This window comes from Halobaculum saliterrae (assembly GCF_009831625.1).
Taxonomy (GTDB): Archaea; Halobacteriota; Halobacteria; order Halobacteriales; family Haloferacaceae; genus Halobaculum; species Halobaculum saliterrae.
On sequence record NZ_WUUS01000001.1, the window covers coordinates 472,330 to 495,674 of the forward strand.

General features: G+C 69.4%; 24 protein-coding genes. 15 read left to right on the forward strand and 9 right to left on the reverse strand.

Annotated features, from left to right (window positions below; translation table 11 throughout):
• Nucleotides 1-7 precede the first annotated feature (7 nt).
• Both GRX01_RS02340 and GRX01_RS02345 read right to left on the reverse strand, forming a co-directional pair.
• Nucleotides 8-733 (reverse strand): queuosine precursor transporter, encoded by a 726-nt coding sequence (locus GRX01_RS02340; RefSeq protein WP_159662978.1) that lies wholly within the window; start codon nt 731-733, stop codon nt 8-10.
• Nucleotides 730-939, reverse strand: coding sequence for a ribbon-helix-helix domain-containing protein (locus GRX01_RS02345; protein WP_159662980.1), 210 nt, complete (start codon nt 937-939; stop codon nt 730-732). The genes GRX01_RS02340 and GRX01_RS02345 overlap by 4 nt, the downstream gene beginning before the upstream one ends.
• A gap of 274 nt (nt 940-1,213) precedes the next feature.
• Here GRX01_RS02345 and GRX01_RS02350 point away from each other — a divergent pair, with 274 nt between their 5' ends.
• Together GRX01_RS02350 and GRX01_RS02355 are read left to right on the forward strand one after the other, a co-directional pair.
• Nucleotides 1,214-2,059, forward strand: a complete 846-nt coding sequence (locus GRX01_RS02350) for a DUF2391 family protein (RefSeq protein WP_159662982.1) — start codon at nt 1,214-1,216, stop codon at nt 2,057-2,059.
• Nucleotides 2,056-2,493 carry a hypothetical protein gene (locus GRX01_RS02355; protein ID WP_159662984.1) on the forward strand — a complete coding sequence of 146 codons (438 nt, stop codon included), beginning with the start codon at nt 2,056-2,058 and terminating at the stop codon, nt 2,491-2,493. Before GRX01_RS02350 ends, GRX01_RS02355 begins: the two co-directional genes overlap by 4 nt.
• Before the next feature lie 200 nt (nt 2,494-2,693).
• Here GRX01_RS02355 and tatC read toward each other — a convergent pair whose 3' ends face one another.
• Nucleotides 2,694-5,474, reverse strand: coding sequence for a twin-arginine translocase subunit TatC (gene tatC / locus GRX01_RS02360; protein ID WP_159662986.1), 2,781 nt, complete (start codon nt 5,472-5,474; stop codon nt 2,694-2,696).
• A gap of 167 nt (nt 5,475-5,641) precedes the next feature.
• Between tatC and GRX01_RS02365 the strand changes: the two genes are divergently transcribed.
• From GRX01_RS02365 to GRX01_RS02390, 6 genes are all read left to right on the forward strand, one after another.
• Nucleotides 5,642-6,883 (forward strand): twin-arginine translocase subunit TatC, encoded by a 1,242-nt coding sequence (locus GRX01_RS02365; RefSeq protein ID WP_159662988.1) that lies wholly within the window; start codon nt 5,642-5,644, stop codon nt 6,881-6,883.
• Between the two features lie 242 nt (nt 6,884-7,125).
• The gene (locus tag GRX01_RS02370; RefSeq protein ID WP_159662990.1) at nt 7,126-7,500 is read left to right on the forward strand and encodes an ArsR/SmtB family transcription factor; all 375 of its coding nucleotides are present in this window, start codon (nt 7,126-7,128) and stop codon (nt 7,498-7,500) included.
• Complete coding sequence (locus GRX01_RS02375; RefSeq protein WP_159662992.1) at nt 7,493-8,359, forward strand: arsenite methyltransferase; 867 nt, start codon at nt 7,493-7,495, stop codon at nt 8,357-8,359. Before GRX01_RS02370 ends, GRX01_RS02375 begins: the two co-directional genes overlap by 8 nt.
• Before the next feature lie 46 nt (nt 8,360-8,405).
• Nucleotides 8,406-8,690: a hypothetical protein gene (locus GRX01_RS02380; RefSeq protein WP_159662994.1), complete on the forward strand. Its 285-nt coding sequence runs from the start codon at nt 8,406-8,408 to the stop codon at nt 8,688-8,690.
• Nucleotides 8,683-9,198, forward strand: coding sequence for an arsenic resistance N-acetyltransferase ArsN2 (gene arsN2, locus GRX01_RS02385; protein WP_159662996.1), 516 nt, complete (start codon nt 8,683-8,685; stop codon nt 9,196-9,198). The genes GRX01_RS02380 and arsN2 overlap by 8 nt, the downstream gene beginning before the upstream one ends.
• An 87-nt stretch (nt 9,199-9,285) precedes the next feature.
• A complete protein-coding gene (locus tag GRX01_RS02390; protein ID WP_159662998.1) occupies nt 9,286-9,960 on the forward strand; it encodes a histidine phosphatase family protein in 675 nt (224 codons plus the stop codon).
• Between the two features lie 51 nt (nt 9,961-10,011).
• Here the strand turns inward: GRX01_RS02390 and larE are convergent, their stop codons facing one another.
• Nucleotides 10,012-10,920 carry an ATP-dependent sacrificial sulfur transferase LarE gene (larE, locus tag GRX01_RS02395; RefSeq protein WP_159663000.1) on the reverse strand — a complete coding sequence of 303 codons (909 nt, stop codon included), beginning with the start codon at nt 10,918-10,920 and terminating at the stop codon, nt 10,012-10,014.
• A gap of 291 nt (nt 10,921-11,211) precedes the next feature.
• Between larE and GRX01_RS02400 the strand changes: the two genes are divergently transcribed.
• Nucleotides 11,212-13,227: an endonuclease MutS2 gene (locus tag GRX01_RS02400; RefSeq protein ID WP_159663002.1), complete on the forward strand. Its 2,016-nt coding sequence runs from the start codon at nt 11,212-11,214 to the stop codon at nt 13,225-13,227.
• A gap of 61 nt (nt 13,228-13,288) precedes the next feature.
• On the opposite strand, the gene GRX01_RS02405 is transcribed toward GRX01_RS02400, so the two are convergent.
• On the reverse strand, nt 13,289-13,921 hold the full coding sequence (locus tag GRX01_RS02405) for a response regulator (RefSeq protein ID WP_159663004.1): 633 nt from the start codon (nt 13,919-13,921) through the stop codon (nt 13,289-13,291).
• 280 nt (nt 13,922-14,201) lie between these two features.
• Here GRX01_RS02405 and GRX01_RS02410 point away from each other — a divergent pair, with 280 nt between their 5' ends.
• Nucleotides 14,202-15,332: an ORC1-type DNA replication protein gene (locus GRX01_RS02410; RefSeq protein WP_159663006.1), complete on the forward strand. Its 1,131-nt coding sequence runs from the start codon at nt 14,202-14,204 to the stop codon at nt 15,330-15,332.
• A gap of 100 nt (nt 15,333-15,432) precedes the next feature.
• Nucleotides 15,433-16,446, forward strand: coding sequence for a tyrosine--tRNA ligase (locus GRX01_RS02415; protein ID WP_159663008.1), 1,014 nt, complete (start codon nt 15,433-15,435; stop codon nt 16,444-16,446).
• An 81-nt stretch (nt 16,447-16,527) separates the two neighbouring features.
• Here GRX01_RS02415 and GRX01_RS02420 read toward each other — a convergent pair whose 3' ends face one another.
• From GRX01_RS02420 to GRX01_RS02430, 3 genes are all read right to left on the reverse strand, one after another.
• Nucleotides 16,528-16,908: an Hsp20/alpha crystallin family protein gene (locus GRX01_RS02420; RefSeq protein ID WP_159663010.1), complete on the reverse strand. Its 381-nt coding sequence runs from the start codon at nt 16,906-16,908 to the stop codon at nt 16,528-16,530.
• 136 nt (nt 16,909-17,044) lie between these two features.
• Nucleotides 17,045-19,189: a catalase/peroxidase HPI gene (gene katG / locus GRX01_RS02425; RefSeq protein ID WP_159663012.1), complete on the reverse strand. Its 2,145-nt coding sequence runs from the start codon at nt 19,187-19,189 to the stop codon at nt 17,045-17,047.
• A 189-nt stretch (nt 19,190-19,378) separates the two neighbouring features.
• Nucleotides 19,379-19,558 (reverse strand): DUF7470 family protein, encoded by a 180-nt coding sequence (locus GRX01_RS02430; RefSeq protein ID WP_159663014.1) that lies wholly within the window; start codon nt 19,556-19,558, stop codon nt 19,379-19,381.
• 200 nt (nt 19,559-19,758) lie between these two features.
• Between GRX01_RS02430 and eif1A the strand changes: the two genes are divergently transcribed.
• The 3 genes from eif1A to GRX01_RS02445 all read left to right on the forward strand — a co-directional run bounded on the left by eif1A (nt 19,759) and on the right by GRX01_RS02445 (nt 21,753).
• Entirely contained in the window at nt 19,759-20,049 is a 291-nt protein-coding gene (gene eif1A / locus GRX01_RS02435) for a translation initiation factor eIF-1A (protein ID WP_159663016.1), read from the forward strand.
• A 78-nt stretch (nt 20,050-20,127) separates the two neighbouring features.
• Nucleotides 20,128-21,084, forward strand: coding sequence for a serine/threonine-protein kinase Rio1 (rio1, locus tag GRX01_RS02440; protein ID WP_159663018.1), 957 nt, complete (start codon nt 20,128-20,130; stop codon nt 21,082-21,084).
• A gap of 105 nt (nt 21,085-21,189) precedes the next feature.
• Nucleotides 21,190-21,753 carry a KH domain-containing protein gene (locus tag GRX01_RS02445; protein WP_159663020.1) on the forward strand — a complete coding sequence of 188 codons (564 nt, stop codon included), beginning with the start codon at nt 21,190-21,192 and terminating at the stop codon, nt 21,751-21,753.
• 69 nt (nt 21,754-21,822) lie between these two features.
• Here the strand turns inward: GRX01_RS02445 and GRX01_RS02450 are convergent, their stop codons facing one another.
• Nucleotides 21,823-22,641: a hypothetical protein gene (locus GRX01_RS02450; protein WP_159663022.1), complete on the reverse strand. Its 819-nt coding sequence runs from the start codon at nt 22,639-22,641 to the stop codon at nt 21,823-21,825.
• A 111-nt stretch (nt 22,642-22,752) separates the two neighbouring features.
• On the opposite strand from GRX01_RS02450, the gene GRX01_RS02455 reads away from it, so the two are divergent.
• The gene (locus GRX01_RS02455) at nt 22,753-23,322 is read left to right on the forward strand and encodes a hypothetical protein (protein ID WP_159663024.1); all 570 of its coding nucleotides are present in this window, start codon (nt 22,753-22,755) and stop codon (nt 23,320-23,322) included.
• The last annotated feature ends 23 nt before the right edge of the window (nt 23,323-23,345 follow it).

The window sequence follows — 23,345 nt, forward strand, 5'->3', positions numbered from 1 at the left end:
GCCCGCCTCAGACACCGACGCCCGCGGTGTCGGCGTCGCCGTCGCGCACGAGCGCGACCGCCGCGTACACCAGCGGCGTGTCCACCAGCGCGATGAGGAGCTTGAGGACGTACTGTCCGACGACGAGCGACACGAGCACCGGTGTGGGAAGCGCCACGCCGATTCCGAGGACCGCGGGCGCGACCGCGAACGCGACGAGCGTGAACACGACCGTGTCGATGAGCTGGCTCGACGCCGTCGACCCGACGTTGCGCAGCCACAGCGCGTCGCCGTCGGTGAACTCGCGGATGCGGTGGAACGCGATCACGTCCCAGTTCTGACTGATCACGTAAGCGGCGAGCGAGCCGAGCACGACGTTGCCCGACAGCCCGAGCACCGTCTCGAAGGCTGCGGGGTCGACGGATCCCTGTGCCGCGGGCGTCGCGATGGTCGCGAACACCAGCGCCAGCAGGACGAAGTTCATTCCGAACGCGACGTTCACAACCTTCCGGGCGTACTCCTTGCCGTACAGCTCCGAGAGGCAGTCGGAGGCGAAGAAGGTGACCGCGTACGCGAGCGTCCCGCCCGGGGCGGTGACGGCGCCGAGCACGGGCAGCGAGACCGCGAGCAGCTTCGCCGAGATCACCTGAGCGGTGACCAGCGCCGACACGAACAGCGCGGTGAGCACGACCGCGGCCACCGGGACCTCTAGCCGGCGCGGCTCCGCGGCGGCGACGCCCTCGCCGCCGCTCATTCGGTGGCTTCCTCCGCTCCGTTCTCCCCCGATTCCTCCTCGGCCAGGCGACCGTGACGCGCGTCGATCTCGTCGAGCACGTCCAGCGTCTTGCGCACCGAGGCGCGGACCGCGTCGCTTCGGTTCACGAACTTCCCGTCGTCGCCGACGTGTTCGTCGAGGTCCGCGAGCAGCTCTCCGGGCATCTCGACGCTTATCTTGGGCATACCACTATCACCACTCGGACAGGTCCGTCGGGACTCGGACAACCGTGCTGCGGTCGCTGTGACGTTCAGGCATCGTAGTATTCTCTGTCGAATATCTGAATCGGACCATTAAAACGGTACTGCTTACGAAGCTCACGTTGGTCCGGCGATCGAACGGCGTCGGATCGTCACCCGCCGAGCCTTCCGTACGATGGCCTCGGTGCCTCACCGATGCCGGAGTGACGTCGCGACAACTCTCACTATAACTTTCACTACAGGAGTGTACTCTCGGACAATGGAACTCGGCGCCGAACTGCGGGAGCAGGGGCGGGGGATGGCGGGGGCGCTCTTGGTCCTCGGCATCTCCTTCGCCTACACTGTCGAGACCTGGCGGCTGGCCGTCGATATCCCGGTCACTCATCTGATCGGGTTCGTCGTCGCCGGCCTCGCGATGGTCGTTTTGATCACGCGCAGCGTCGGCTTCAGATCCGAAGAGGGCACCGAGGCGGGAGGCACCGATACCGGACTGCGTCGAAACGGCGGGTCGCCCCTCTGGGTCGAGTCCGCCGAGATCGTCTTCCAGAGCCTCTTCATCGGGTATTCGACCCTGGCTTTGCTCGGGGTCATCGATCTCCGAACGCCGGTTCGCGTGGTGGTCCGGATAGGACTGATACAGGTCGTCCCGCTCGCGGTCGGCGCGGCGTTGGCCAACGAGTTACTCAGCGGCGATCAGGACGAGATACCCGAGGCGGGGTTCCCGCAGAACCTCGGCGTGTTCGCGCTGGGGGCGATCTTCTTCGCCGCCCCCATCGCGCCGACGGGCGAGATCGGGCTGATCGCCGCGCAGATCGACTGGACGCGGGTCGGTGTCCTCCTCGTCGTCACGCTCAGCGTGGCGTATCTGATGCTCTATGAACTCGAGTTTCGCGGCCAGTCCCGACGGCTACAGGGTCGTTCGCGCTGGCGACGGGTCGGCCAGACCAGTATCGTCACCGCGGTGGGACTCCTCGTCGCCTTCGGGCTCCTCGTCGCGCTCGGCGGCATCGAGAGCGAACCGGTCGCGACCTGGGCGCGTCGGACGGTCGTCCTCGCGTTTCCCGCCACCGTCGGCGCGAGCGGCGCACGGGTGGTCCTCGGATGACGTCCGACGAGGCGTCCGAGACGGACGTGTCCGACACTGACGACGACACCGCGCCCGAGGAGGTGATCGCCGGCGGCGACCTCCTCGAGGCCGGCATCATGGTCGTCAGCGCCCTCCTGATCGTCGGACTGCTCGGGTATATCGCGTCGCAGGCCATCGTCGCACCCACCGCCGCCGAGCCGACCGCCACCATCGACTCCGTCGAGCGAATGCCGCCCGAAAGCCCACAGGCGGGGCGCGTTCGCGTGACAGTCGGTCTGGAAAACGACGGGGAGACCGGCCTCGGTTCGGTCGAAGTGGCGGTTCGGTGCGGAAGCGTCGAGCGCTCTCTGGTGTTCACGCACGTTCCTGCGAGGGGCCACCGGACAGGGACCGTCATTTGTCCACGGGGAACGACCCCGGATGCCGACGTCGTGGCTTGGATCGAGGCGTGAGCGTGCAGTCGCCGCCCGACGTTTCCGGCCGAACGACTCCTCGAACGGCGGAGATGGGATGACCGGGAGCGATGAGAACCGAGGAGCGCGGATAACACGAACGAGTGGTGAGGGGGGATCGGTGTCGGGGTCGTCCTGAGCAGCGGACTCCCACCCGCATTGGCGATACGAAGACGGCCTCGGTGGCGGCCCGGCAGGAATCAGCGGGTCAGATCCACGGTCGGCTCGGCGAGGTTTCGTCGGCCGCCGAGGGTCAGCACCCAGAGGATCAGCAGGCCGATGCCGTAGGCGGCCATCATCGGGATGGTCACGAGGAACATCGTGAACACGTCCGCCGGGGTGAACAGCGCCGCCGCGAGCATGAGCGCGACCGTCACCTCCCGCCAGCGCGAGCGCATCGCCTGGTAGGACACACCCGTCGTGTTGAGGAGGACCATGAGGATGGGGATGTCCGCGAGGAACCCGATCCCGACGGTGGTGAAGAACACCAGCCACGCGAAGTTGCTGATGCGGTAGCTGATCACCATGCCCGCCGCCAGCGCGTCGCTGACGAGCCACGAGATGACTGCCGGCGCGATGACGGAGTAGCCGAGCGCGAGCCCGCCGAGGAGTCCCGCCAACAGCGCGGCCACCCAGCCGAACACGACCTGTCGGCGGCCGCGGACGAAGCCGCGGTCACGCAGCGCGGGCCACGCGTAGTACGCCGCGAAGGGGAGGACCGCGACCGCGCCCGCGATGGTCGATATCTTCACCTCGAAGATGAGCGCCTCCACCGGGTGGAGCACGATGACCCCGAAGTTCTCGGCGCCGACGCCGACGATCTCCTCGGGGATGCGGTTCACGAAGTTGTTCTTCACGTCGCCGATCCCGCCGAGGTAGAGGAACGCGAACACGCCGGCGAGCGTGACGCCGAACACCGACACCAGAACGAACAGCCGCGAGCGCAGCGAGGCGGCGATGAACGCGAGGTCGTCGTAGTAGCCGCCGATGTCATCCTCGTCGCTCTCGCCGTCGGTGAGCCCCTCGAGGAACGTCCCGGTCGCCCGCGAGGCCCGGTCGCCGGCGTCGTTCGAGAGGCCCGGGATCGACGGGCCGCCCGAGCTCCCGGAATCGCCGGTCTCCGACGAGTCGGCGGCCTCGCGGGCCGACTGGATCTCGTCGAAGCGGTCCAGCACCGCGCGCGCCTTCGCCGAGTCGCCGGCGCCGGCCGCGCGGTCGGCGAGGTAGTTCGCACGGCGCTCCGAGATGCCCGCGAACACGGCGTCCGGAGCGCGACGCACCTCATCGGCGGTGAGCACCTCGATGTCGACAGCCGTCGGATCCGTGCCCGCGACGTACGCGAAGTAGACGGCCAGCAGCACGCCCAACAGGACCGCGAGCGCGATCCCGCCGGCGACGAACGCGACGAGCGCGGCGGTGCCGCTCACGCCGACGGCCGCGAGGACCGCGGCTGCACTCGTGCCGTACTCGACGAGTATCGAGTCCGCGAGCGCCGGTCGCTCGACGAGCACGTACCCGACCGCGGCGACGATCCCCGCGATCCCGAGCAGGACGTTCCACAACGACCCGAACCGGCCGCGCCAGTCGACGAAGCCGGCGCCGCGACGGAGCGCCCCGGCGACGCCCGCGTCGCCGGCGAACAGATCGCGGGGCGGGCCCGATCTGGCGACCCCGTCCCCGTCGGCGGCGTCCCCCTCGGTCGCGCCGGCGGTTCCCGCCGCCGCGGCCTCGTCGAACCGGTCGAGGATCGCCTGCGCCTTTCCGGGCTCGTCGGCCTCCATTGCGGCCGAGGCGGCCTCGAGCGCCTCGGGCTCGGTCATGCCGTCGAACGCCTCCGGCGGCGCGGCGCGAACGCCCGCCTCGTCCAGCGCCATGAGGTCGATCGCGTCGGGGTCGCCGGCGCGGTCGCCGACGACAGCCGTGGCCTCATCGAGTTCGACGTACACGAAGTACGCCAGCGCCACGACCGCGACGGCGACGCCGACGCCGGCCGCCAGCGCCGCCAGCGCCGGGGGCGCGAGGCCCGTCGCGAACCGATAACTCGTCAGCCTCGTCCCCGCGACGAGGCCGTTGACCGCGGCCGCGCCGCCGCGGGCGTAAAACAGGTACACCGCGGCGGCGGCGGCGACGCCGACGCCCGCGAGCACGTTCCAGTGGCGGCGTGCGGTCGCGACGGCGTCGATCCGTTCGCTCCCCCGCTTGGCGGTGACGACGACCTTCGCGAGGTACAGCGACGCCCCGTACAACAGCAGCAGCGGCGCCGCCCACATCACCTGGGTAAACGGGTCCGGCGGCGAGAACACGGCGCCGAACACGAAGATACCGACGACGGCGTAGCGCCACTTCTCGCGGAACGTCTCGTAGGGAACGATCTCGGCGTACGACAGCGCCGTGATGGCCAACGGCATCTGAGCGGCGAAGCCGAAGGAGAACGTGAGCAGCGCGATGAACTGCGCCCACTTCACGATGGAGTACGTCGGGAGAATGCCCGCCGAGAGCGCGTTGTTCGCGAGGAACGCGAACATGAACGGGAAGAACACGAGGTAGCCGTAGGCGACGCCGCCCGAGAACAGGCCGACCGCCAACACCGCGATGAGTACGAGCTTCCAGCGGGCGACCGGCGTCTGCGGCCAGGCTCCCCGCTCACGGAGGGCGTCACGGGAGAAGTACAGGAGCGGCGGGATCCCGACGACGATCCCGACGATGAGGCCGATCTTCGCCTGAAGGAGGATCACGTCGAAGGGCGTCTGCGCGATGATCTCGACCTCCTGTCCGGCGGCGTCGCTGAGCTGCGCGCGCGTGACGGACTTCAGGAAGTCCCAGACGTACAGCCGGAGGGCGTAGAACGTCCCCATGAATCCGGCGAGGAAGACGAGGAACACCTTCTGGAGGTCCTTCTGGGCGGACCGAAGCATCGCGCCGGCGGCGGCCCTGCCGTCCGCCAGCGTCTGTTGGGTGTCCTCGTCGAGCGCGCTCGACATACCGCATGAGAGCGACTTGCCGGTTATCAACCTTTTCAAGAGACGCGTCGTGCCGGCGGCGAGACCTAGGGGGCATCGGGTCGACAATCGGTCGATCGTGGGACCGCGACCGCCCTCGGTGACGCCATCAGAAAAGGCCTATAACGGACCGGGGGCGAACCTCACCCATGACCGCGGACTCGGATCCGCCGGAGGAGCCGTCGCCCGATGCCGACGGCGACCGCGACGCCGGGACTGCCGAGTCCGACGAGCCGTCCGAGTCCGCTGAAGCGTCCGAGTCCGAGGAGGACTCAGGGATCGACCGTCGAAGCCCCTTCGAGGACGGCGACGACGCCGACGATACCGGGAAAATCGACGACGACACCGGCGACAGCAACGACGACACCGACGACACGGATCGGGATCCCGACGGGGCCGCCGATCCCGAACGGGGGGATCTCGAGCCGACGCCGATCTCCGGCGACGCTCCCGATATCGACGACACACAGCCGGTTCCCGACGCGGTCGCCGGCGAGCGCTCGGGTGAGGACGGACAGTCGGCCGCCAACGGCGGGAGCGGACAGCCGGCCGCCAACGGCGAAGGGGCCATGACCGCTGCCCAGAAGGGGATGGAGGCGGTGAACAAGGGCGTCGGCGCGCTCGGCGGCGAGAGCGGCGAGGGCGGCGGCCCGGACTCCGACCAGGAGATGCCGCTTGCCGAGCACATCGAGGAGATGATGCGCCGCCTCGGCATCGTGTTCGGCATCGCCGGCGTCGTCGTGGTCGCGGTGCTGCTGATCGGCACCGTCTCGCCGACGGTCCCCAGCGCCGAGCAGATCATCGAGTTCCTGTGGGACACCCACGTCGGGTTCGAGCAGAACCAACCGCGGGTCTACGGTCCGCTGGAGTTCCTGCTCACGAAGCTGAAGGTGGCCTCGCTCGCGGGGCTGCTCGTGGGACTGCCGGTGTTCGTCTACGAGACGTACCGGTTCATGCGTCCCGGCCTGTATCCCCACGAACGACGCTACTACCTCGCGGCGGTGCCGACGAGCCTGATCCTCGGGCTCGTCGGCGTCGCGTTCGCGCACTTCATCGTCCTGCCGGTCATCTTCGACTACTTCATCAGTTACACCGAGGGGAGCGCGGAGTTGGCGTTCAGCCTCCGGGAGACGTTCAACCTCATCCTGCTGTTGATGGGGTACATGGCCATCGTCTTCCAGATCCCGCTGTTCATCCAGCTGGCCATCATGATGGGGCTGGTGACCCGCGAGTGGATGGAGGACCGCCGGCTGCTGTTCTGGTCGGCGTTCGTCGGGCTGGCGTTCATCCTCTCGCCGGACCCGACCGGGATGGCGCCCATCATCGTCGGCGCGACGATGATCGGCCTGTTCGAGGGGACGCTCGCGCTGTTGCGCTGGACCGGGAACTAGCCGCGGCCACGCCGATCGCCACTCGCTCCGTTTTTTCGACCGACCACCGCCTCGCTCCGGGTACGGAACCGATCGCCGTGAGCGGCCGCGTCGGCCACGTCGGTTCCCGACGACGAGAGCCGAAGGCCCAGCCTGACGGACGCTCCGGACGACAGGTGCCGTCGTCGGTCGCCACGAGCCCATCCTGATCTCCCCCGGGGCAACACTTATATTAGCAGATGATTATATTAGCATATACTGAAATGAGTAACCAGGCACCGAAGACCGGGACGGACGACGGAGCGCGCGACGGGACGGCGGGGTGTTGCACCACGGAACACGCCCTGCGGGAGGACGAGATCGCCGCCGACGTCGAGACGCTGTCGGCGCTGGGCAACGACACGCGCTACGAGGCGCTCAGGCTCATCGCGGGCGCCGAGGACGACGTCTGCGTGTGCGAGCTGGAGCCGTCGCTCGGTGTGAGCCAGAGCGCGGTGAGCCAGGCGCTCTCGCGGCTGTTCGGCGCCGGGTTGGTCGAGCGGCGCAAGGAGGGCCGGTGGCGGTACTACAGCGCGACGCCGCGCGCGGAGCGGCTCCTCGACGTGCTCGACGAGACGAGGGGGGTCGGCGATGACTGACGACGACGACGCGCCGACGACGGACGGCACCGGCATCGACCCCGCACGGCAGCGAGCCGCGGTGCGGAAGCGATACGGCGAGATCGCCTCGGCGGCGTCGTCGTGCTGCGGCGACGTCGCCGGCGACTGCGGGGAGTCGAACGATCCGTCGATCGGGGGAGAGACGGAACTCGGTTACAGCGAGGACGACCTCGACGCCGTCGCCGCGGGCGCGAACCTCGGCCTCGGCTGCGGCAACCCGACCGCCATCGCGAGCCTCGAGCCGGGCGAGACCGTCCTCGATCTGGGCTCCGGCGGCGGCTTCGACTGCTTCCTGGCGGCACGCGAGGTCGGCGACGGGGGGCGAGTCATCGGCGTCGACATGACCCCCGAGATGGTCGAGCGCGCTCGCGAGAACGTCGAGACGAACGACGCCACGAACGTCGAGTTCCGCCTCGGCGAGATCGAACACCTGCCGGTCGCCGACGGCGTCGTCGACGCGATCCTCTCGAACTGCGTGGTCAACCTCTCGGCGGACAAGCGGCGGGTGTTCGCGGAGGCGTACCGCGTGCTCCGGCCCGGCGGCCGCCTCGCCGTCTCGGACGTGGTGGCGACCGCCGACCTGCCGAACGACCTCCGGGACGACCCCGCGTCGGTGAGCGCCTGCCTCGGCGGCGCGGCCGCGATCCCGACGCTCGAATCGATGCTCGCCGACGCCGGCTTCGTCGACGTCGCGATCGAGCCGAAGGACGAGAGCGAGTCGTTCATCCGCGAGTGGGACCCCGACCGCGATCTCGCCGACTACCTGACCGCGGCGACGATCGAGGCGCGAAAGCCGACGAACGATCTCGAGTCCGCGAGCGAAGGGACGGCGGCGTGACCGCCGTCGCGATATCACACTACGGACGCCACCTCAGACACCAACCATGCACAGAGCACCCGATCCGAACGGTCGTACAGGAGTCGAACAGTCGAGTTGGGGAAGCGTCCTCGCGGGCTACGCCGTGATCGCGGGAGTTCTCGCGTCCCTGTGGGCCGTCAGCAACCCGATTGCCGCCCTGACAGTCCTCCTCGCCGCCGTCGCCGTGCGCCGCGGAGCCCCCCGGGCGGCCGCCGCGGTCCGCTGCGTCCGTGTCTGTCGCGAGTTCACCGTCGATCTGGGCGGACGCCTCCGGATCACCCTCACGAAGCCCCCAGTCGACGATGTCTGATCGACCCCGCGAGGAGTCGGCCGGAGCGCCGGACGAACGGAGATATCCGGGCGACCGTACCGTCCTGCTGGCGGAGACGGACGCCGCGGACCTCGACCGCGTCGAGGCGTTGCTGGCGGCCAACGGTCTCCCGACGAGCGACGTGCGAACTGGATCCGGACGGTTCTACCTCGCTCGCGACGGCGACGCGGTCGTCGGGGCTGGAGGCCTCGAACGGGACGGCTCCGACGCGCTCCTCAGATCGGTCGTCATCGAGGAGTCGAGCCGCGGCGAGGGGTACGGTACGGCCCTGTGTACCGCCTTGGAGGAGCGCGCCCGGACGGAGGGCGTCGAGACGCTGTACCTGCTGACGACGACCGCGTCGGACTTCTTCGAGCGACTCGGATACGAGGCGGTCGACCGCGAGTTGGTCCCGTCCACGGTTCAGTCGACGACGGAGTTCGCCGACCTGTGTCCGTCGTCGGCGACCTGTATGCGAAAGTGGATCGGGGAGCGGCCGACCGAGTGACGAGCGATCCGCGTCCCTCCCCCTCCCCGTCGGGCGCGACGCCGAGTTCCCGGGCCACTTTTTCGGCTCCCTGTCCATCCACGCTCGATGGGAACGATCCTCCTGTGTCGCCACGGCGAGACGCCGTGGAACCGCGATCGGCGCGTTCAGGGCTGGGCACCGACGGAGCTGACCGAACGCGGCCGCGAGCAGGCGGACGCGCTGGCGGCGTTTCTCGACGCCGAGTACGCCGTCGACCGGATCGTCGCCTCCGACCTGGAGCGCGCCGCCGAGACCGCCCGCGCCATCTCGCGGGCGACGGGCGCGGACGCGACGTTCGACGACCGGTGGCGCGAGCGCGACTTCGGCCGGTTTCAGGGGCTCACCTACGACGACCTGTTCGGCACGTACCCGGAGTATACCCTCTCGGAGATCGGGTATGCGGCCGCCGAGACCGTCCCGGAGAGCGGCGAGTCATTGCTCGACATGTGGGAGCGTGTGGGGGCGGCCTTCGCGGACCTCCGCGCGGGGATCGGCGACGACGAGACTGTCGCGGTCGTCGCCCACGGCGGCCCGCTGTACGCCGTCACGGGCGATATCAAGGGACTCGACGTGGTCGCCGCGGTGCTCGATCAGGATCAGGGGAACTGCGCGGTCAACGAGATCCGGGTCGGACGCGACGCCGGCGGCGGAGTCGCGGCCGGCGGATCGGCGACGGTCGAGTTGGTCCGGGAGAACGTCACGTCGTTCCTGCCGGAGGCGACCACCCAGGAGAACTACTGAGGGGTGCGACGGCCGTCCGCGGTGATCGGAGTGGTCGCGGTGAGGACGACCCTACGACGTCGGGTAGTCGCGCGCGAACACGTCCTCGACGACCGGCTCGCCCTCCGTGTTCACCGCCCTCGCGTCCCCGGCGCCGTCGGCGTCGGCCTCGCTCGCGGGACTGACGCTCCCGGTCTCGTACCCCTGAAGGTCGAGCGTGACGTGGTCGAAGCCGAGGTCCAGCATGTGGTCGCGGGCGGCGGCGACGAAGTCGGGGTTCAGCGCGGTCTCCAGCTCGTCGGCGCCGACCTCGATGCGCGCGAGGCCGTCGTGGTCGCGGACGCGGAACTGCGAGAAGCCCCACGTCCGCAGCAGGCGCTCGGCCTTCTCGATGCGGGTCAGGCGCTCCTCGGTCACCTCCAACCCGGTCGGGATCCGGGAGGAGAGGCACGCCATCGAGGGCTTGTCCGCCACGTCGAGGCCGTAGTGCTCGGCGATCTGGCGGACCTCGTCCTTCGTGATGCCAGCCTGCAGGAGCGGGGAGACCACGTCGAGTTCCTCGACGGCGTCGAGGCCCGGTCGGTGCCCCTCCCCCGGGTCGGAGGCGTTCGTGCCGTCGCAGACCGTGCCGATGCCGCGGTCCGCCGCGGCCTCGTACATCCGCGAGAGGCGCATCGTCCGGCAGTGATAGCAGCGATCGTCGCCGTTGGCGACGAAGTCCGGATCGTCGAGCTCGGAGAACTCCACGATCGTGTGGTCGATGCCGATGTCGTCGGCGACGCGGGTCGCGTCGTCCAGTTCCTCGGCCGGAAGCGTCTCGCTCTTGGCGGTACAGGCGATCGCGTCGTCGCCGAGGGCGTCGCGCGCGAGCGCCGCGACGACCGACGAGTCAACGCCCCCCGAGAACGCGACGAGCACGCCGTCGCGTTCCGCGAGTTGCTCCCGCGCGGCCGCCGCCTTCGCCGCCACGTCGTCGTCCATGGCTCGGCCGAGGGGGCGGTGACGCAAAAGTCGTCCGAACGGGGCCGAGGCGGCGGCACGAACGTGTTCGCGTCGATCGCGTTCCCGCGGTCCTTCCCCGATCGAGCGCGCCCTGCTCACGGCTCACTGTGTTCGCCGTTCGCGTTTCCGAGGCGGTCGCTCCGCTCCCGCCTCGCCCCGTCACGGGTCGCTCCGCTCCCCGCTCGCGTTCACGTGGCCTCGCTGGCTTCGCTCGCTCGGCCATGCACTCCCCGGCACGGTTTTGACCCCCGCCGCGCTACCGGGCGACGAATGGAGTTCACGTCGGTCCCCGGCGTCGGCGAGAAGACCGCCGACGCCCTCGCGGAGCTGGACGGCGCGGAGACGGCGCTCCGGCGCGGCGACGTGGCGACGCTCGCCCGTGCTCGCGGGCTCACCGAGGGCCGGGCGGCCGCTATCGCCCGCGGCGCCATCCGAGAACGCCACGACGACCCCGGCGGCTGGCTGGCGACCGATCGCGCCCGAGAGGTGTACGAGGACGCCCTCGGCCTCCTGCAGGAGCGGGCGGTCACCGACTACGCCGAGAAGCGCCTCCGCACCCTCTACCCCTCGCCGACCGAGTCGCGCATCGAGGAGGTGCGCGGGTGGGCCGCCGAGGCGGTCGAGCGGGACCCCGACGAGGCGGTTCTCGACGCGTTGCAGGACGTCGAGCAGCCGACCGAGCCGCGCGGGCTCCGCGTTCGCGAGCGGGCGCTCGCGACCGCCGACGCCGAGCGCTACGCCGCGGTGAAGGACGCGTTCCCGGAGCTGTCCGTCGAGGTCGTCGAGGACGCGCGCGACCTCGCGGAGCTCGCCCGGTCGTACGCCACCGTCGTCGCGGTCGACGAGGCGTTCGCCGGCGTCGACGTCGAGGGCGACGTTCGAGTGATCACCGATCCCGAGCGCCACCCGGAGGAGGTCGTTCCCGAGCGCCTGCTCGCGTTCTTCGCGGAGAACCGCGCGGAGCTGCTGGCGGCGCTCGACGTCCACGAGGCGGCCGACATCGACCCCGCCCTCGACCCCGAAGCGCTGCGGGACGCGCTCTCGCGGCTGGACGACGACGGCACCGTGCGGGGCGACGAGGAACTGGAGCGGCTGTCGAACGCCGTCGACGACCTCGACGCCGCGGTGTCGACGGCCGAGTCGGTTGCCAACGACCACCTCCGCGACGCCATCCGCGAGCAGGACGTGACCATCGAGGGCACCGACTTCCTCTCGTTGGTCGAGCAGGGCGCCCGCGTCGACAGCCTGCTCTCGCGGGAGCTGGCCGACGAGTACGACGACGCGATCCGGAGCGCACGCGAGCACCTCGCGGACGCGCTCCGGTTGGACGAGAGCGAGGCGGAGTTCACAGAGCGGATCTTCGCGGGCGATCCGACCTTCCCGACCGAGCACAACGAGGAGCCGCTGAACCGGCTGCGGACCGAGCTGAAGACGGCTCGCGACCGACGGGCGGCGGCGCTCAAGTCGGGGTTGGCGGGGGACCTGGCGGCGCTGCGCGAGCCCGCCGACGACCTCGTCGCCGAGGCGCTCGAACTCGACGTGGAGCTGGCGGTCGCGCGCTTCGCCCGCGACTTCGACTGCGTCGTCCCCGATATCGACGACGAGGGTACCGGGTTCGCGATCGACGGCGGGCGCTCCCCGCTGCTCGACGTACCGTTCGCGGAGGCCGAACCCGTCGACTACGCCGTCTCGGGGGTGACGCTCCTGTCGGGCGTCAACTCCGGCGGGAAGACCTCGACGCTCGATCTCGTCGCGCTGATCGTCACGCTCGCACACATGGGGCTGCCAGTTCCAGCCGGGTCGGCCCGCGTGGGACGCGTCTCGGAGTTACACTACTACGCGAAGTCGCAGGGGACGCTCGACGCCGGCGCGTTCGAGGCGACGCTGCGTGACTTCGGCGACCTCGTGTCGGGCGCGTCCGGCCGGCTGGTGCTCGTGGACGAACTGGAGTCGATCACCGAGCCCGGCGCCTCGGCGAAGATCATCGCGGGCATCCTCGAGGCGCTCGACGAGCAGGGCGCCACGGGCGTGTTCGTCTCCCACCTCGCGCGGCAGATCCGGGAGGCCGCCGCCGTCGACGTCGCGGTCGACGGGATCGAGGCAGTGGGGCTCGATGACGGCGAGCTGGTGGTGAATCGCTCGCCGCGGAAGGACCACCTCGCTCGATCGACGCCGGAACTGATCGTCGAGAAGCTGGCGCGGGAGGCCGACGGCGGGACCGGTGGCACCGCATCCGGGGGTGACGCCGACCCCACGTTCTACGAGGGGCTGCTGGAGAAGTTCTGAGCGGAGGAGCAACGAGGGGAGCGCGGACGAACGGGGATCGACCCGAGCGGTGACGGCGGCGTCAGGCGTACAGGTCGGCGGGGGAGTCGTGTCCGTCGTCGCCGAGGTCGCGAAACAGGAGTTCGTAGTCCTCGTGGTCGAGCCGGTCGTGCAGGTCGTCGATCCCCGACTCCAGCGCCTCGCGACGCCGGACGAGTTCGCCGTACTCGCCGTCGACCTGAGCGATGCCAGCCTCCTCGAGGGCGGCGAGTTTGTGCATCACCGCGAAGTACTGGCGGACGCGGTCGTCGTATCGGGCGACCCGGACGAGCCGGTCGACCGCGTCGCGGAGGTCGTCGAGGTCGACCGGCTTCTCCAGGTAGGCGTCGATCGGGAGGCCGACCACGTCGAGACCGACGCCGACGCCGGAGACGGCCGCAACGCGCACGTCGACCCCGGACGCGCGGATCCGTTCGAGCGTGTCGTCGCCGTGTAGCCCGGGCATCCGTCTGTCCAACAGGACCACGTCGACCGAGTCGTCGAGCACGTCGAGCGCCTCCGATCCCGACGCCGCCGTCGACACGTCGTACTCGTCAGCGAGCTGATCCGCGTACAGCTCTCGGACCTCCGCCTCGTCGTCGACGACGAGCACGTGCGGGCGCTCCTCCTCGGCCGGGGGTGCAGTTCTCTCGTCCCGCACAGACTCCTCCGTCATTGACTCCCCCAACGGTCGGTTCCCTCCTCAATCCCGTCGACCCGTTCGCCGGATTAAGCCGGATTCACCCGACAGGAACGCCGGACAGGGCGGTGAAACTGCGGCCTCGTCGCCTGCTGGATGGTCCACGGATCGCGGTCGATCACCGGGTCGACGACCGGAGCGATACTGAACCGGATTCCGACGATATCCCATCCGACACGTCGTCTCGAATTCAGTTTCACTTTCACTCCGGCACCGGGGAACGATTAAGTGATCGGGCGAGCGAGAGTCCGGTATCATGGGCGGGGACCCCGAGGACGGGATGCTGTCGTGGGACGAGTCCGTCTTCCGGGACGAACACGTCTTCGAGATCGACTACGTCCCCGAGACGTTCCGCCACCGCGAGAGCCAACTGGAGTCGTTGAAGTACGCGCTCCGGCCGGCCGCACGCGGGTCCCGCCCGCTCAACACCGTCGTCCGCGGGCCGCCCGGCACCGGCAAGACCACCTCCGTTCAGAAGCTGTTCTCGGAGCTGCGTGCCCAGACGGACGTGCGAACCGTTCGGGTGAACTGCCAGGTCGACTCGACGCGATACGCGGTGTTCTCGCGCATCTTCGAGGGCATCTTCGACTACGAGCCCCCCTCGTCGGGCATCTCGTTCAAGAAGCTGTTCGGGCAGATCGCCGACCGCCTCGTCGAGGACGACGAGGTGCTCGTCGTCGCGCTCGACGACGTGAACTACCTGTTCTACGAGAACGAGGCCTCCGACGCGCTGTACTCGCTGTTGCGCGCGCACGAGGCCCACGCGGGCGCGAAGGTGGGCGTCATCTGTATCTCCTCGGACCTCTCGCTGTCGGTCATCGAGGAGCTGGACTCGCGGGTACAGTCGGTGTTCCGCCCCGAGGAGGTGTTCTTCCCGAAGTACGACGTGGACGAGGTGGTCGACATCCTCCGCGAGCGGGCGAGGCGCGGCTTCCACGACGGCGTCCTCGGCGACACCGAGCTCGACCGCGTGGCGGAGCTGACCGCCGAGTCGGGCGACCTCCGGGTCGGCATCGACCTCCTGCGCCGGGCCGGGCTCAACGCCGAGATGCGCGCCTCTCGGACGATCAGCGTCGAGGACGTGGAGGAGGCGTACGACAAGTCGAAGTACGTCCACCTCTCGCGCAGTCTCCGCGGACTCTCGGAGTCGGAGACGGCGCTCGTGGAGGTGCTCGCGGAGCACGACGGCGAGCAGGCGGGCTCCGTGTACGAGGCGTTCCACGACCGGACCGACCTGGGCTACACGCGCTACTCCGAGATCGTCAACAAGCTCGACCAGCTCGGGATCGCGGAGACGGAGTACGCCGAGGTGGAGGGCCGCGGGCGCTCCCGTTCGATCTCGCTGGCGTACGACCCCGAGCCGGTGCTGGAACGGATCGAAGGGTAGCCGGGAACCGGCGAGGGGACCGGACGACCGGGACGGAACCGCCGGATACGCCGTCACACACATCCGAAAGACATACTCGGCGGACGCGACACCCACCGGTATGGACGCCTACGACCGGATCACCCGGAACGCGACCGAGGTGGTCACCGAGGAGGAGGTACGCACGCTGGCCGAGGACCCGGAAGGCAAGCGGGTGTACGTCGGATACGAGCCGTCTGGCGTCCTTCACATCGGGCACATGCTGACGGCGAACAAGCTCATCGACCTGCAGGAGGCGGGCTTCGAGGTCGTCGTCCTCCTCGCGGACGTCCACGCCTACCTCAACGACAAGGGGACGTTCGCCGAGATCCGCGAGACGGCCGAGCGCATGCGCGACCAGTTCCTCGCGTACGGTCTCGACGCCGAGTCGACGGAGTTCGTCTACGGCTCGGAGTTCCAGCTCGACGAGGAGTACGTCCTCGACACCCACGAGCTGGAGGTGTCGACGACGCTCAACCGCGCCCAGCGCGCGATGGCGGAGATCCAGGGCGGCGACACCGCGAAGGTGAGCCACCTGGTGTACCCGCTGATGCAGGCGCTCGACATCGTCTACCTCGATCTCGATCTCGCGGTCGGCGGTCTCGACCAGCGGAAGGTCCACATGCTCCACCGCGAACAGGTGCCCGGGATGGACGGCGAGAGCGACCACACGTACGAGGCGCGGCCGTGCATCCACACGCCGATCCTCGCGGACCTCGACACCGGCGTCGGCAAGATGTCCTCCTCGTCGGGCACGACCATCTCGATGGAGGACTCCGCCGAGGACATCGAGGAGAAGATCAACGGCGCGTTCTGTCCGCCGACGCGCGACCCCGAGCCGGACGACGAGGGCAACGAGCGGGAGAACCCGGTGCTCGAGATCTTCGAGTACTCGGTGTTCCCGCGCTTCGAAACGGTCGTCGTCGAGCGCCCCGACGAGTACGGCGGAGACCTCGAATACGACGACTACGAGTCGTTGGCGGCGGATCTGGAGTCGGGGGAGCTCCACCCCGCGGACGCGAAGGGCGCGCTCGCGAGCCACCTGAACGAACTGATCGCTCCGGGGCGGGAAGTGCTGCGGGAACTGGACGGGTGAACGGTCGCGAAAAACGATCCGCTCGCTCGTTCACGGCCACCGCGACGGCGGCCGGGGCGGTCGACTACGCCGGCAGCGACCTTACCCCTCCACGGGGATCGTCGTGCCGGTCGCCGTCGCGTCAACGACGGCGGGAAGCGTCACCTCGAGCACGCCGTTCTCGTAGCGGGCCGAGATGGCGTCCTCGTCGATCTCCCGCGGGAAGCGGAAGCGTCGGTGGTACGTCTTCCGGCGTCCGCGCTTCTCGTCGACGTGCTCGGCCGCGACGTTAAGGACGCCCTCGTCCCACGCGAGATCGATCTCCTCCCGGTCGAAGCCGGGCATGTCGATCGTGAGGACGAACTCCTCGTCCTCCTCGTACAGTTCGTAGTCGGTGCCACCGAAGCCGCCCTCGCCGAAGACGCGGGACGGCAGGTCGAGGTTCTGCATCCAGGAACTCGCCGTGTTCGTCGGGAGTGCCATGGTTGTTCACCTCGAATGCAGTCGATCGTTGTTTGTGATTCGTAAAGAATGTTTTGCCTAATGAGAGGTGACGGTGAGTGGTCGACTCGGACGAGCCCTCGACGCGACTCGATCGACGACCCCCGCCGGGGTCGGATCACTCGAGGTCGAAGCGATCGGCCCGCATGACCTTCGTCCACGCGTCCACGAAGTCGCTCACGAACTTCTCCTCCTCCGCCTCGCTTGCGTACACCTCCGCGATGGCGCGAAGCTCGGCGTTCGACCCGAAGACGAGGTCCACACGCGTGCCCCTCCGCACGAGTTCCCCCGTCTCGCGGTCGTACCCCTCGTAGACGTGCTCGGCCTCCGAGGACTCCTCCCACTCCGTGTCCATGCCGAGCAGGTTCACGAAGAAGTCGTTGGTCAGCGTCCCCGGTCGGTCGGTGAAGACGCCGAGGTCGGAGCCACCGTGGTTCGCGTCCAGCGCCCGCATCCCGCCGACCAGCACCGTCATCTCGGGCGCCGTCAGGTCCAGCAGCTCCGACCGGTCCACCAGGATCTCCTCCCCCGGCCGCTCGGCCTCCTCCCCGCGGTAGTTGCGGAAGCCGTCGGCCTTCGGTTCGAGCGCCCCGAAGGAGTCGACGTCGGTCTGCTCCTGGGAGGCGTCCGTCCGACCCGGCTCGAACGGCACGTCCACGTCGTGGCCGGCCTCGCTCGCCGCCCGCTCGACGGCCGCGTTGCCGCCGAGCACGATCAGGTCCGCGAGCGACACCTCGGTCCCGTCCGAGCGCGAGCCGTTGAACTCCTCGCGGATCCCCTCGAGGGTGTCGAGCACCGTCGAAAGCTCCTCGGGCTCGTTCGCCTCCCAGTCGCGCTGGGGTCGGAGGCGGATCCGAGCGCCGTCGGCGCCGCCGCGCTTGTCGCTCTTGCGGAACGTCGACGCCGACGCCCAGGCGGTCTTGACCAGTTGAGGGACGGTGAGAGCCGAGTCGAGGACCGCCTCCTTCAGCTCCTCTGCCTCCGTCTCGCCGATCAGATCGTAGTCAGCATCGGGAAGCGGATCCTGCCACAGCATCTCCTCGTCGGGGACCTCCGGGCCGAGGAGCCGGGACGGCGGACCCATGTCGCGGTGGATCAGCTTGTACCAGGCCTTCGCGAAGGACTCCCGGAACAGCTCGGAGTCCTCCCGGAAGCGCTCGAGCACCGCCCGGTACTCCTCGTCGTGCTTCAGCGCGACGTCCGTCGTCAGCATCATCGGGGTCTGCCTTCCCGAGGGGTCGTGCGCGTCGGGCACGGTGTCCGTGAGCGCCTCGTCCGTCGGCGCCCACTGCCACGCGCCGCCGGGACCGCGGTCGGGCTCCCACTCGTAGTCGAGCAGGTTGTCGAGGTAGCCCATGTCCCAGTCGATCGGGGCCTGCGTCCAGGGTCCCTCGATGCCGCTGGTGATCGTGTCGGCCCCCCGCCCGGACTCGTGGTCGCTCTCCCAGCCGAACCCCTGCGACTCGATGGGAGCCGCCTCCGGCTCGGGCCCGTGAGCGTCGGGGTCGTCCGAGCCGTGGACCTTCCCGAAGGTGTGGCCGCCGGCGATGAGCGCGACCGTCTCCTCGTCGTTCATCGCCATCTGTCCGAACGTCTGGCGGATGTTGTGCGCCGACCCCTCGAGGTCCGGCTCGCCGTTCGGCCCCTCCGGGTCGACGTAGATGAGTCCCATGACCGAGTTACCGAGCGGGGGCCTGAGGTTCCCCTCCTCGTCGAAGCGCTCCGGGGAGGACTCCTCCATCTCCTCCTCAGGCCCCCAGTCGACGGCCTCGTGGGGCCGGAAGGCGTCCTCGCGCCCGCCGCCGAAGCCGAACGTCTCGAACCCCATCGACTCCAGGGCGACGTTCCCGGTCAGCACCAGCAGGTCGGCCCACGAGAGCTTCCGTCCGTACTTCCGCTTGACCGGCCAGAGCAGCCGACGGGCCTTGTCGAGGTTCGCGTTGTCGGGCCAGCTGTTGAGGGGCGCGAACCGCTGTCCGGCGCGGGAGGCGCCGCCGCGACCGTCGGAGATGCGGTACGTGCCGGCGCTGTGCCACGCCATCCGGATCATCAGCGGCCCGTAGTGGCCGTAGTCTGCCGGCCACCACTCCTGAGAGGTCGTCAGCACGTCCTCGATGTCCGCCTTCACCTCGTCGAGGTCGAGTTCCCCGAACGCCTCGGCGTAGTCGAAGTCCGGGCCCCGCGGGTCCCGCTGGCTGTCGCTGTGGTCCAGGACCTCCAAGTTCAGTCGGTTCGGCCACCAGTCGCGGCTGGTCCTGTTCATCGTCCCGAATCGTCGGCTGCTCGCACCGAAGTCCCCCGCTCCGATAGGAGCGCCTCGCGATTCTCCGAAACGTATTTATGTTTCAAAAAATCGGTCGCCGCGATGCCGAACGGGCCGGCGGCGCCACCGGTCGGTCGATGGCCGGACGGGAGCCGGTCGATTGTCGGGCGCCGTCCCCCCGATCGCCGCTCAGGCGAAGCCGAACTGTCGGAGCAGATTGGTCGCGAGCCCCTTCACCACGAGGCCGGTGCCGGCCAGCACCAGCGCGAGGCCGACCGCGACGATCGGCGCCGACCACGCGACGAGCGCGAGGCCGGCGAACAGCAGGACCGCGCCGGCGACGCCGGCAGTACCGAGTTTGTCGATCACACCCGGTCGTCTCGGTAGCTCCTGAAAAGGCCGGCGGGTTCCGGGCGGGCGGCACCCGCCCGTGGATCGGCTTCGCTCGCAGTTCGCTGTCGAGGCCTCACGCTGTTCGACCGCGCTCGTTCCCCGTACGCTGTCGAGGCCTCACCACGTTCTGCCTCGCACCCGCCGAGTTTAACTGTCGGACGCGAGAACACAGGAGTATGAGCGACGGCGACGGGACGGGTCGCAAGAACCTCCGAATGCCCGACGACGACGAAGTGTTCGCCGAGGTGACGGAGATGCTCGGCGCCAACCGCGTGAAGGTCCGGTGCAACGACGGCACCGAACGCACCGCGCGGATCCCCGGACGGATGCAGAAGCGGACCTGGATCCGCGAGGGCGACCTCGTCCTCGTCAGCCCCTGGGACTGGCAGGACGAGAAGGCGGACATCGAACACCGCTACGAGAGCCAGGACGCCGACCAGCTGCGCGACGAAGGCCACATCGCCTGAGTCGACCCCGGTCGCGGCGACGCGACGGCGCCCTCGGGTGCCGGTGCTTTTCACTCCCGAGCGCGTACGTCCCGAGAGATGACCGGAGAGTTCGGGTTCGTCGAACCCGACGAGGCGGACGCGCCGGGCGATGAGTGGGAGGACCTCGACCTCGAGGACATCGCCCAGACTGAGGCCGACAAGATCGCCCGCAGACAGGACGACGAGTTCGACGAGTTCCGCAAACGGATCAAGAACACCGAGCAGTTCAAGGTCGAGGCGTCGGTGTTCGACGACGCCACGCTCGCGGCGCTGTACAAGCTCACCCGCGACGGCCACATCGCCGCGTTCGGCGGACCCATCTCCACCGGGAAGGAGGCGAACGTCTACGAGGCGCTCGGCGCCGACGACCGGGAGGTCGCCGCGAAGGTGTACCGCATCAACACCTCGAACTTCCGGCAGATGCGCGACTACCTCGAGGGCGACCCCCGGTTCGAGGGGATCGGCTCCGACAAGAAGCAGGTCGTCGTCGCGTGGGTTCGCAAGGAGTTCTCGAACCTCTCACGGGCCCGCAAGGCCGGCGTGCGCGTGCCCGAACCGATCGCCGTCCAGCGCAACGTCCTCGTGATGGAGTTGGTCGGCCACGCCGACGACCGCGCGCGCCGGCTCGCGGAGGTCGACGTGGAGAACCCCGAGACCGCCTTCGAGGTCGTCCGCGAGTACATGCGGCGCCTCTACTCGGCGGGGCTGGTCCACGGCGACCTCTCGGAGTACAACCTCATCATTCACGACGGCGAGCTGGTCGTCATCGATCTGGGACAGGCGGTGACGGTCCACCATCCGAACGCCGACGACTTCCTGAAGCGCGACTGCCGCAACGTCGCCTCGTTCTTCTCCAGACAGGGCCTCGAAACCGACGCGGACGACCTCCACGAGTACGTCACTACGCCCGAGGCGGAGCCGGCCGCCGAGCCCGATCCCGCGACGGACCCGAACCCCGCGGACCGGACCCCCGAGGACTCGAACCCCGCGGACCGCGGCGGCGACGGGGAGTAGTCAGGGGACGCCGCCGTCGGACGGTCGACGGTTCGAGCGTGTGACCCGCTGACGCGGCGGGTTCCCGAGGGAACGCTTAACCGCGTCGGGGCGAAGATCCCGTGTATGCAGCACGTGAAGGTTCCGCAGGACCGCATCGGCGTGCTCATCGGCGAGGGCGGCGAGACGATGCGGGAGATCGAGGACCGCGCCGAGGTCCGACTCGACATCGACTCCGAGTCGGGCTCGGTCGCCATCGACAGCGTCGGCGACCCGGTCGCCGGACTGGTCGCTCCCGACATCGTCCGCGCGATCGGACGCGGGTTCACCCCCGAGGTCGCCCTCTCGCTGTTGGAGCACGACCTGCGACGGTTCGAGTTGGTCGATCTCGCATCGGAGACGCGAAACAAGAACGACCTCCAGCGCCAGAAGGGCCGCCTCATCGGCGAGAACGGCCGTACGCGGGAGCTGATGGAGGACCTCTCGGGCGCCGAAGTCGTCATCAAGGGGACGACCCTCGGCGTCATCGGCCAGCCCGAGGAGGTCGAGGCCGTCCGCCGCGCGACGGGAATGATCCTCGACGGCGCCCCCCACGGGGCCGTCTACTCGTTCCTGGAGCGCAAGCACAACGAGATCCACGGCGCGCCGGACCTCTCGACGCCGACGGGGAACGCCGAGGAGCCGCGGTAGTCGCGGAGGCGTCGCCCCTCGCCGCCCGATCCCGCGGACCGCCCGATCCGGTGCCGTCCGTACCCGTTCTCACACCGCCTGTAGCCGCGGCGCCACGAACGCCTCCACGCGTCCGCCGCCGTCCGCGACCTCGTACTCGACGCCCAGCGGCGCCTCCCGCCCGAGGGTAACGCGCACGTCCGCTCCCGACGGGACCGCACGCTCGATGCACTCCAAGTACGACAGCGAGAACAGCGACTCGGCCTCGCCTCCCTCGAACGCGGCCGCCTCCTCCGCGGGCACGACGAACCGCACGTCGTCGGTGTCGCCGTCGGCCGACGCCACGAACGCTCCTTCGCCGGGATCGACTCCGAGCGTGAGGTGGTCGGCGACCATCCCCGCGGCCGCCACGAACCGCCCCACGGTCTCGCCGGGGAGCGTTAACGCCGCGGTGTGTTCGAAGCCCAGTTCATCGATGTCGGGGGGACCGCGGACGCTCTCGGGATCGAACAACCCCATCGCGTACTCCAGTTCCCCGGCGACGACGTGGAGTCGGCGTCCGTCCGGGTCGAACGCGAGCGTCACCGGGTCGTCGTCGTCGGCCATCCCGAGGACCTCCCGGAGCCGGGTCACGTCGACGCCGACGGTCGTGCCGTCTGCCTCGTAGGCCGTCGTCGCCGACGCCGACAACTCCACCTCCACGGCCGCCACCGTCGCGGGGTCCATCGCGGCCGCCCGGATCCCGTCGGGGCCGAACGTCACTCGACACTCGTCGACGAGCGAACCGACTGCCGAGAGGAGCGGGCGGAGGGTGTCGGCTCGGACGCGAACTCGAACGGGAGCGCCGACGGAGGACCCGGACGGGTCGGCGCTCGGGGAGAACTCTGTCGTGGGGTCGTCGTCCGCCATGGCGGATCACGGACCTGTTTCCCAATAAGTATTTTTCCGCCATATCCGGTAGATACCCGGATACCGAGTATGAATCTATATGTCTTCAGAATCCATACTTCGATTTGGAGTATGCCTGACGATCGAGATCGCGGGATCCTGACTCCCGCGGATCGGCGGTACCTGCGCGGGGAGACGGAGTTCGCGAGCGTACAGTCCGAACGCAACGCGCGAGCGCGCATTCGTGACAGGATACACGCCGCGCTGTACGACTTCGAGGTGCTAGTCGGGGGGATGAGCGAACGGGACCGGGAGTTGGTGTTCGCGGATCGCCTCGACCGCGAGGGGACCGCCGCGTTCGACGCGCTCGTGTCGGCGCTGGCGTTCCTGTACCGGGGCGTCGAGGACACCGAGCTCGACTTCGAGACGGTGTTGTCGGAGGGGGTGAACCTCGCGGAGGCGAGCGAGGAACGGGCGGCGACGGTCGATCTCGACGTGACGTTCCACGCGCTGAGCGTCGCGGAGGTGCGGCGGAAGATGCGCGCGGGCGAGCCGCTGTCGCTGACGGAGCTAGCGTTCGCGGACACGCGGACGGAGGTATCCGCCGACGAGTTCGCCGAGTACCTCCGCGGTACCGAGGGGACCGTCGACGACGCCGGCGTCGACGATGGGCGGATCCAGTCGCGAGTGACCGACTTCTAGGCCTCGCCGGATCCCACCGAACG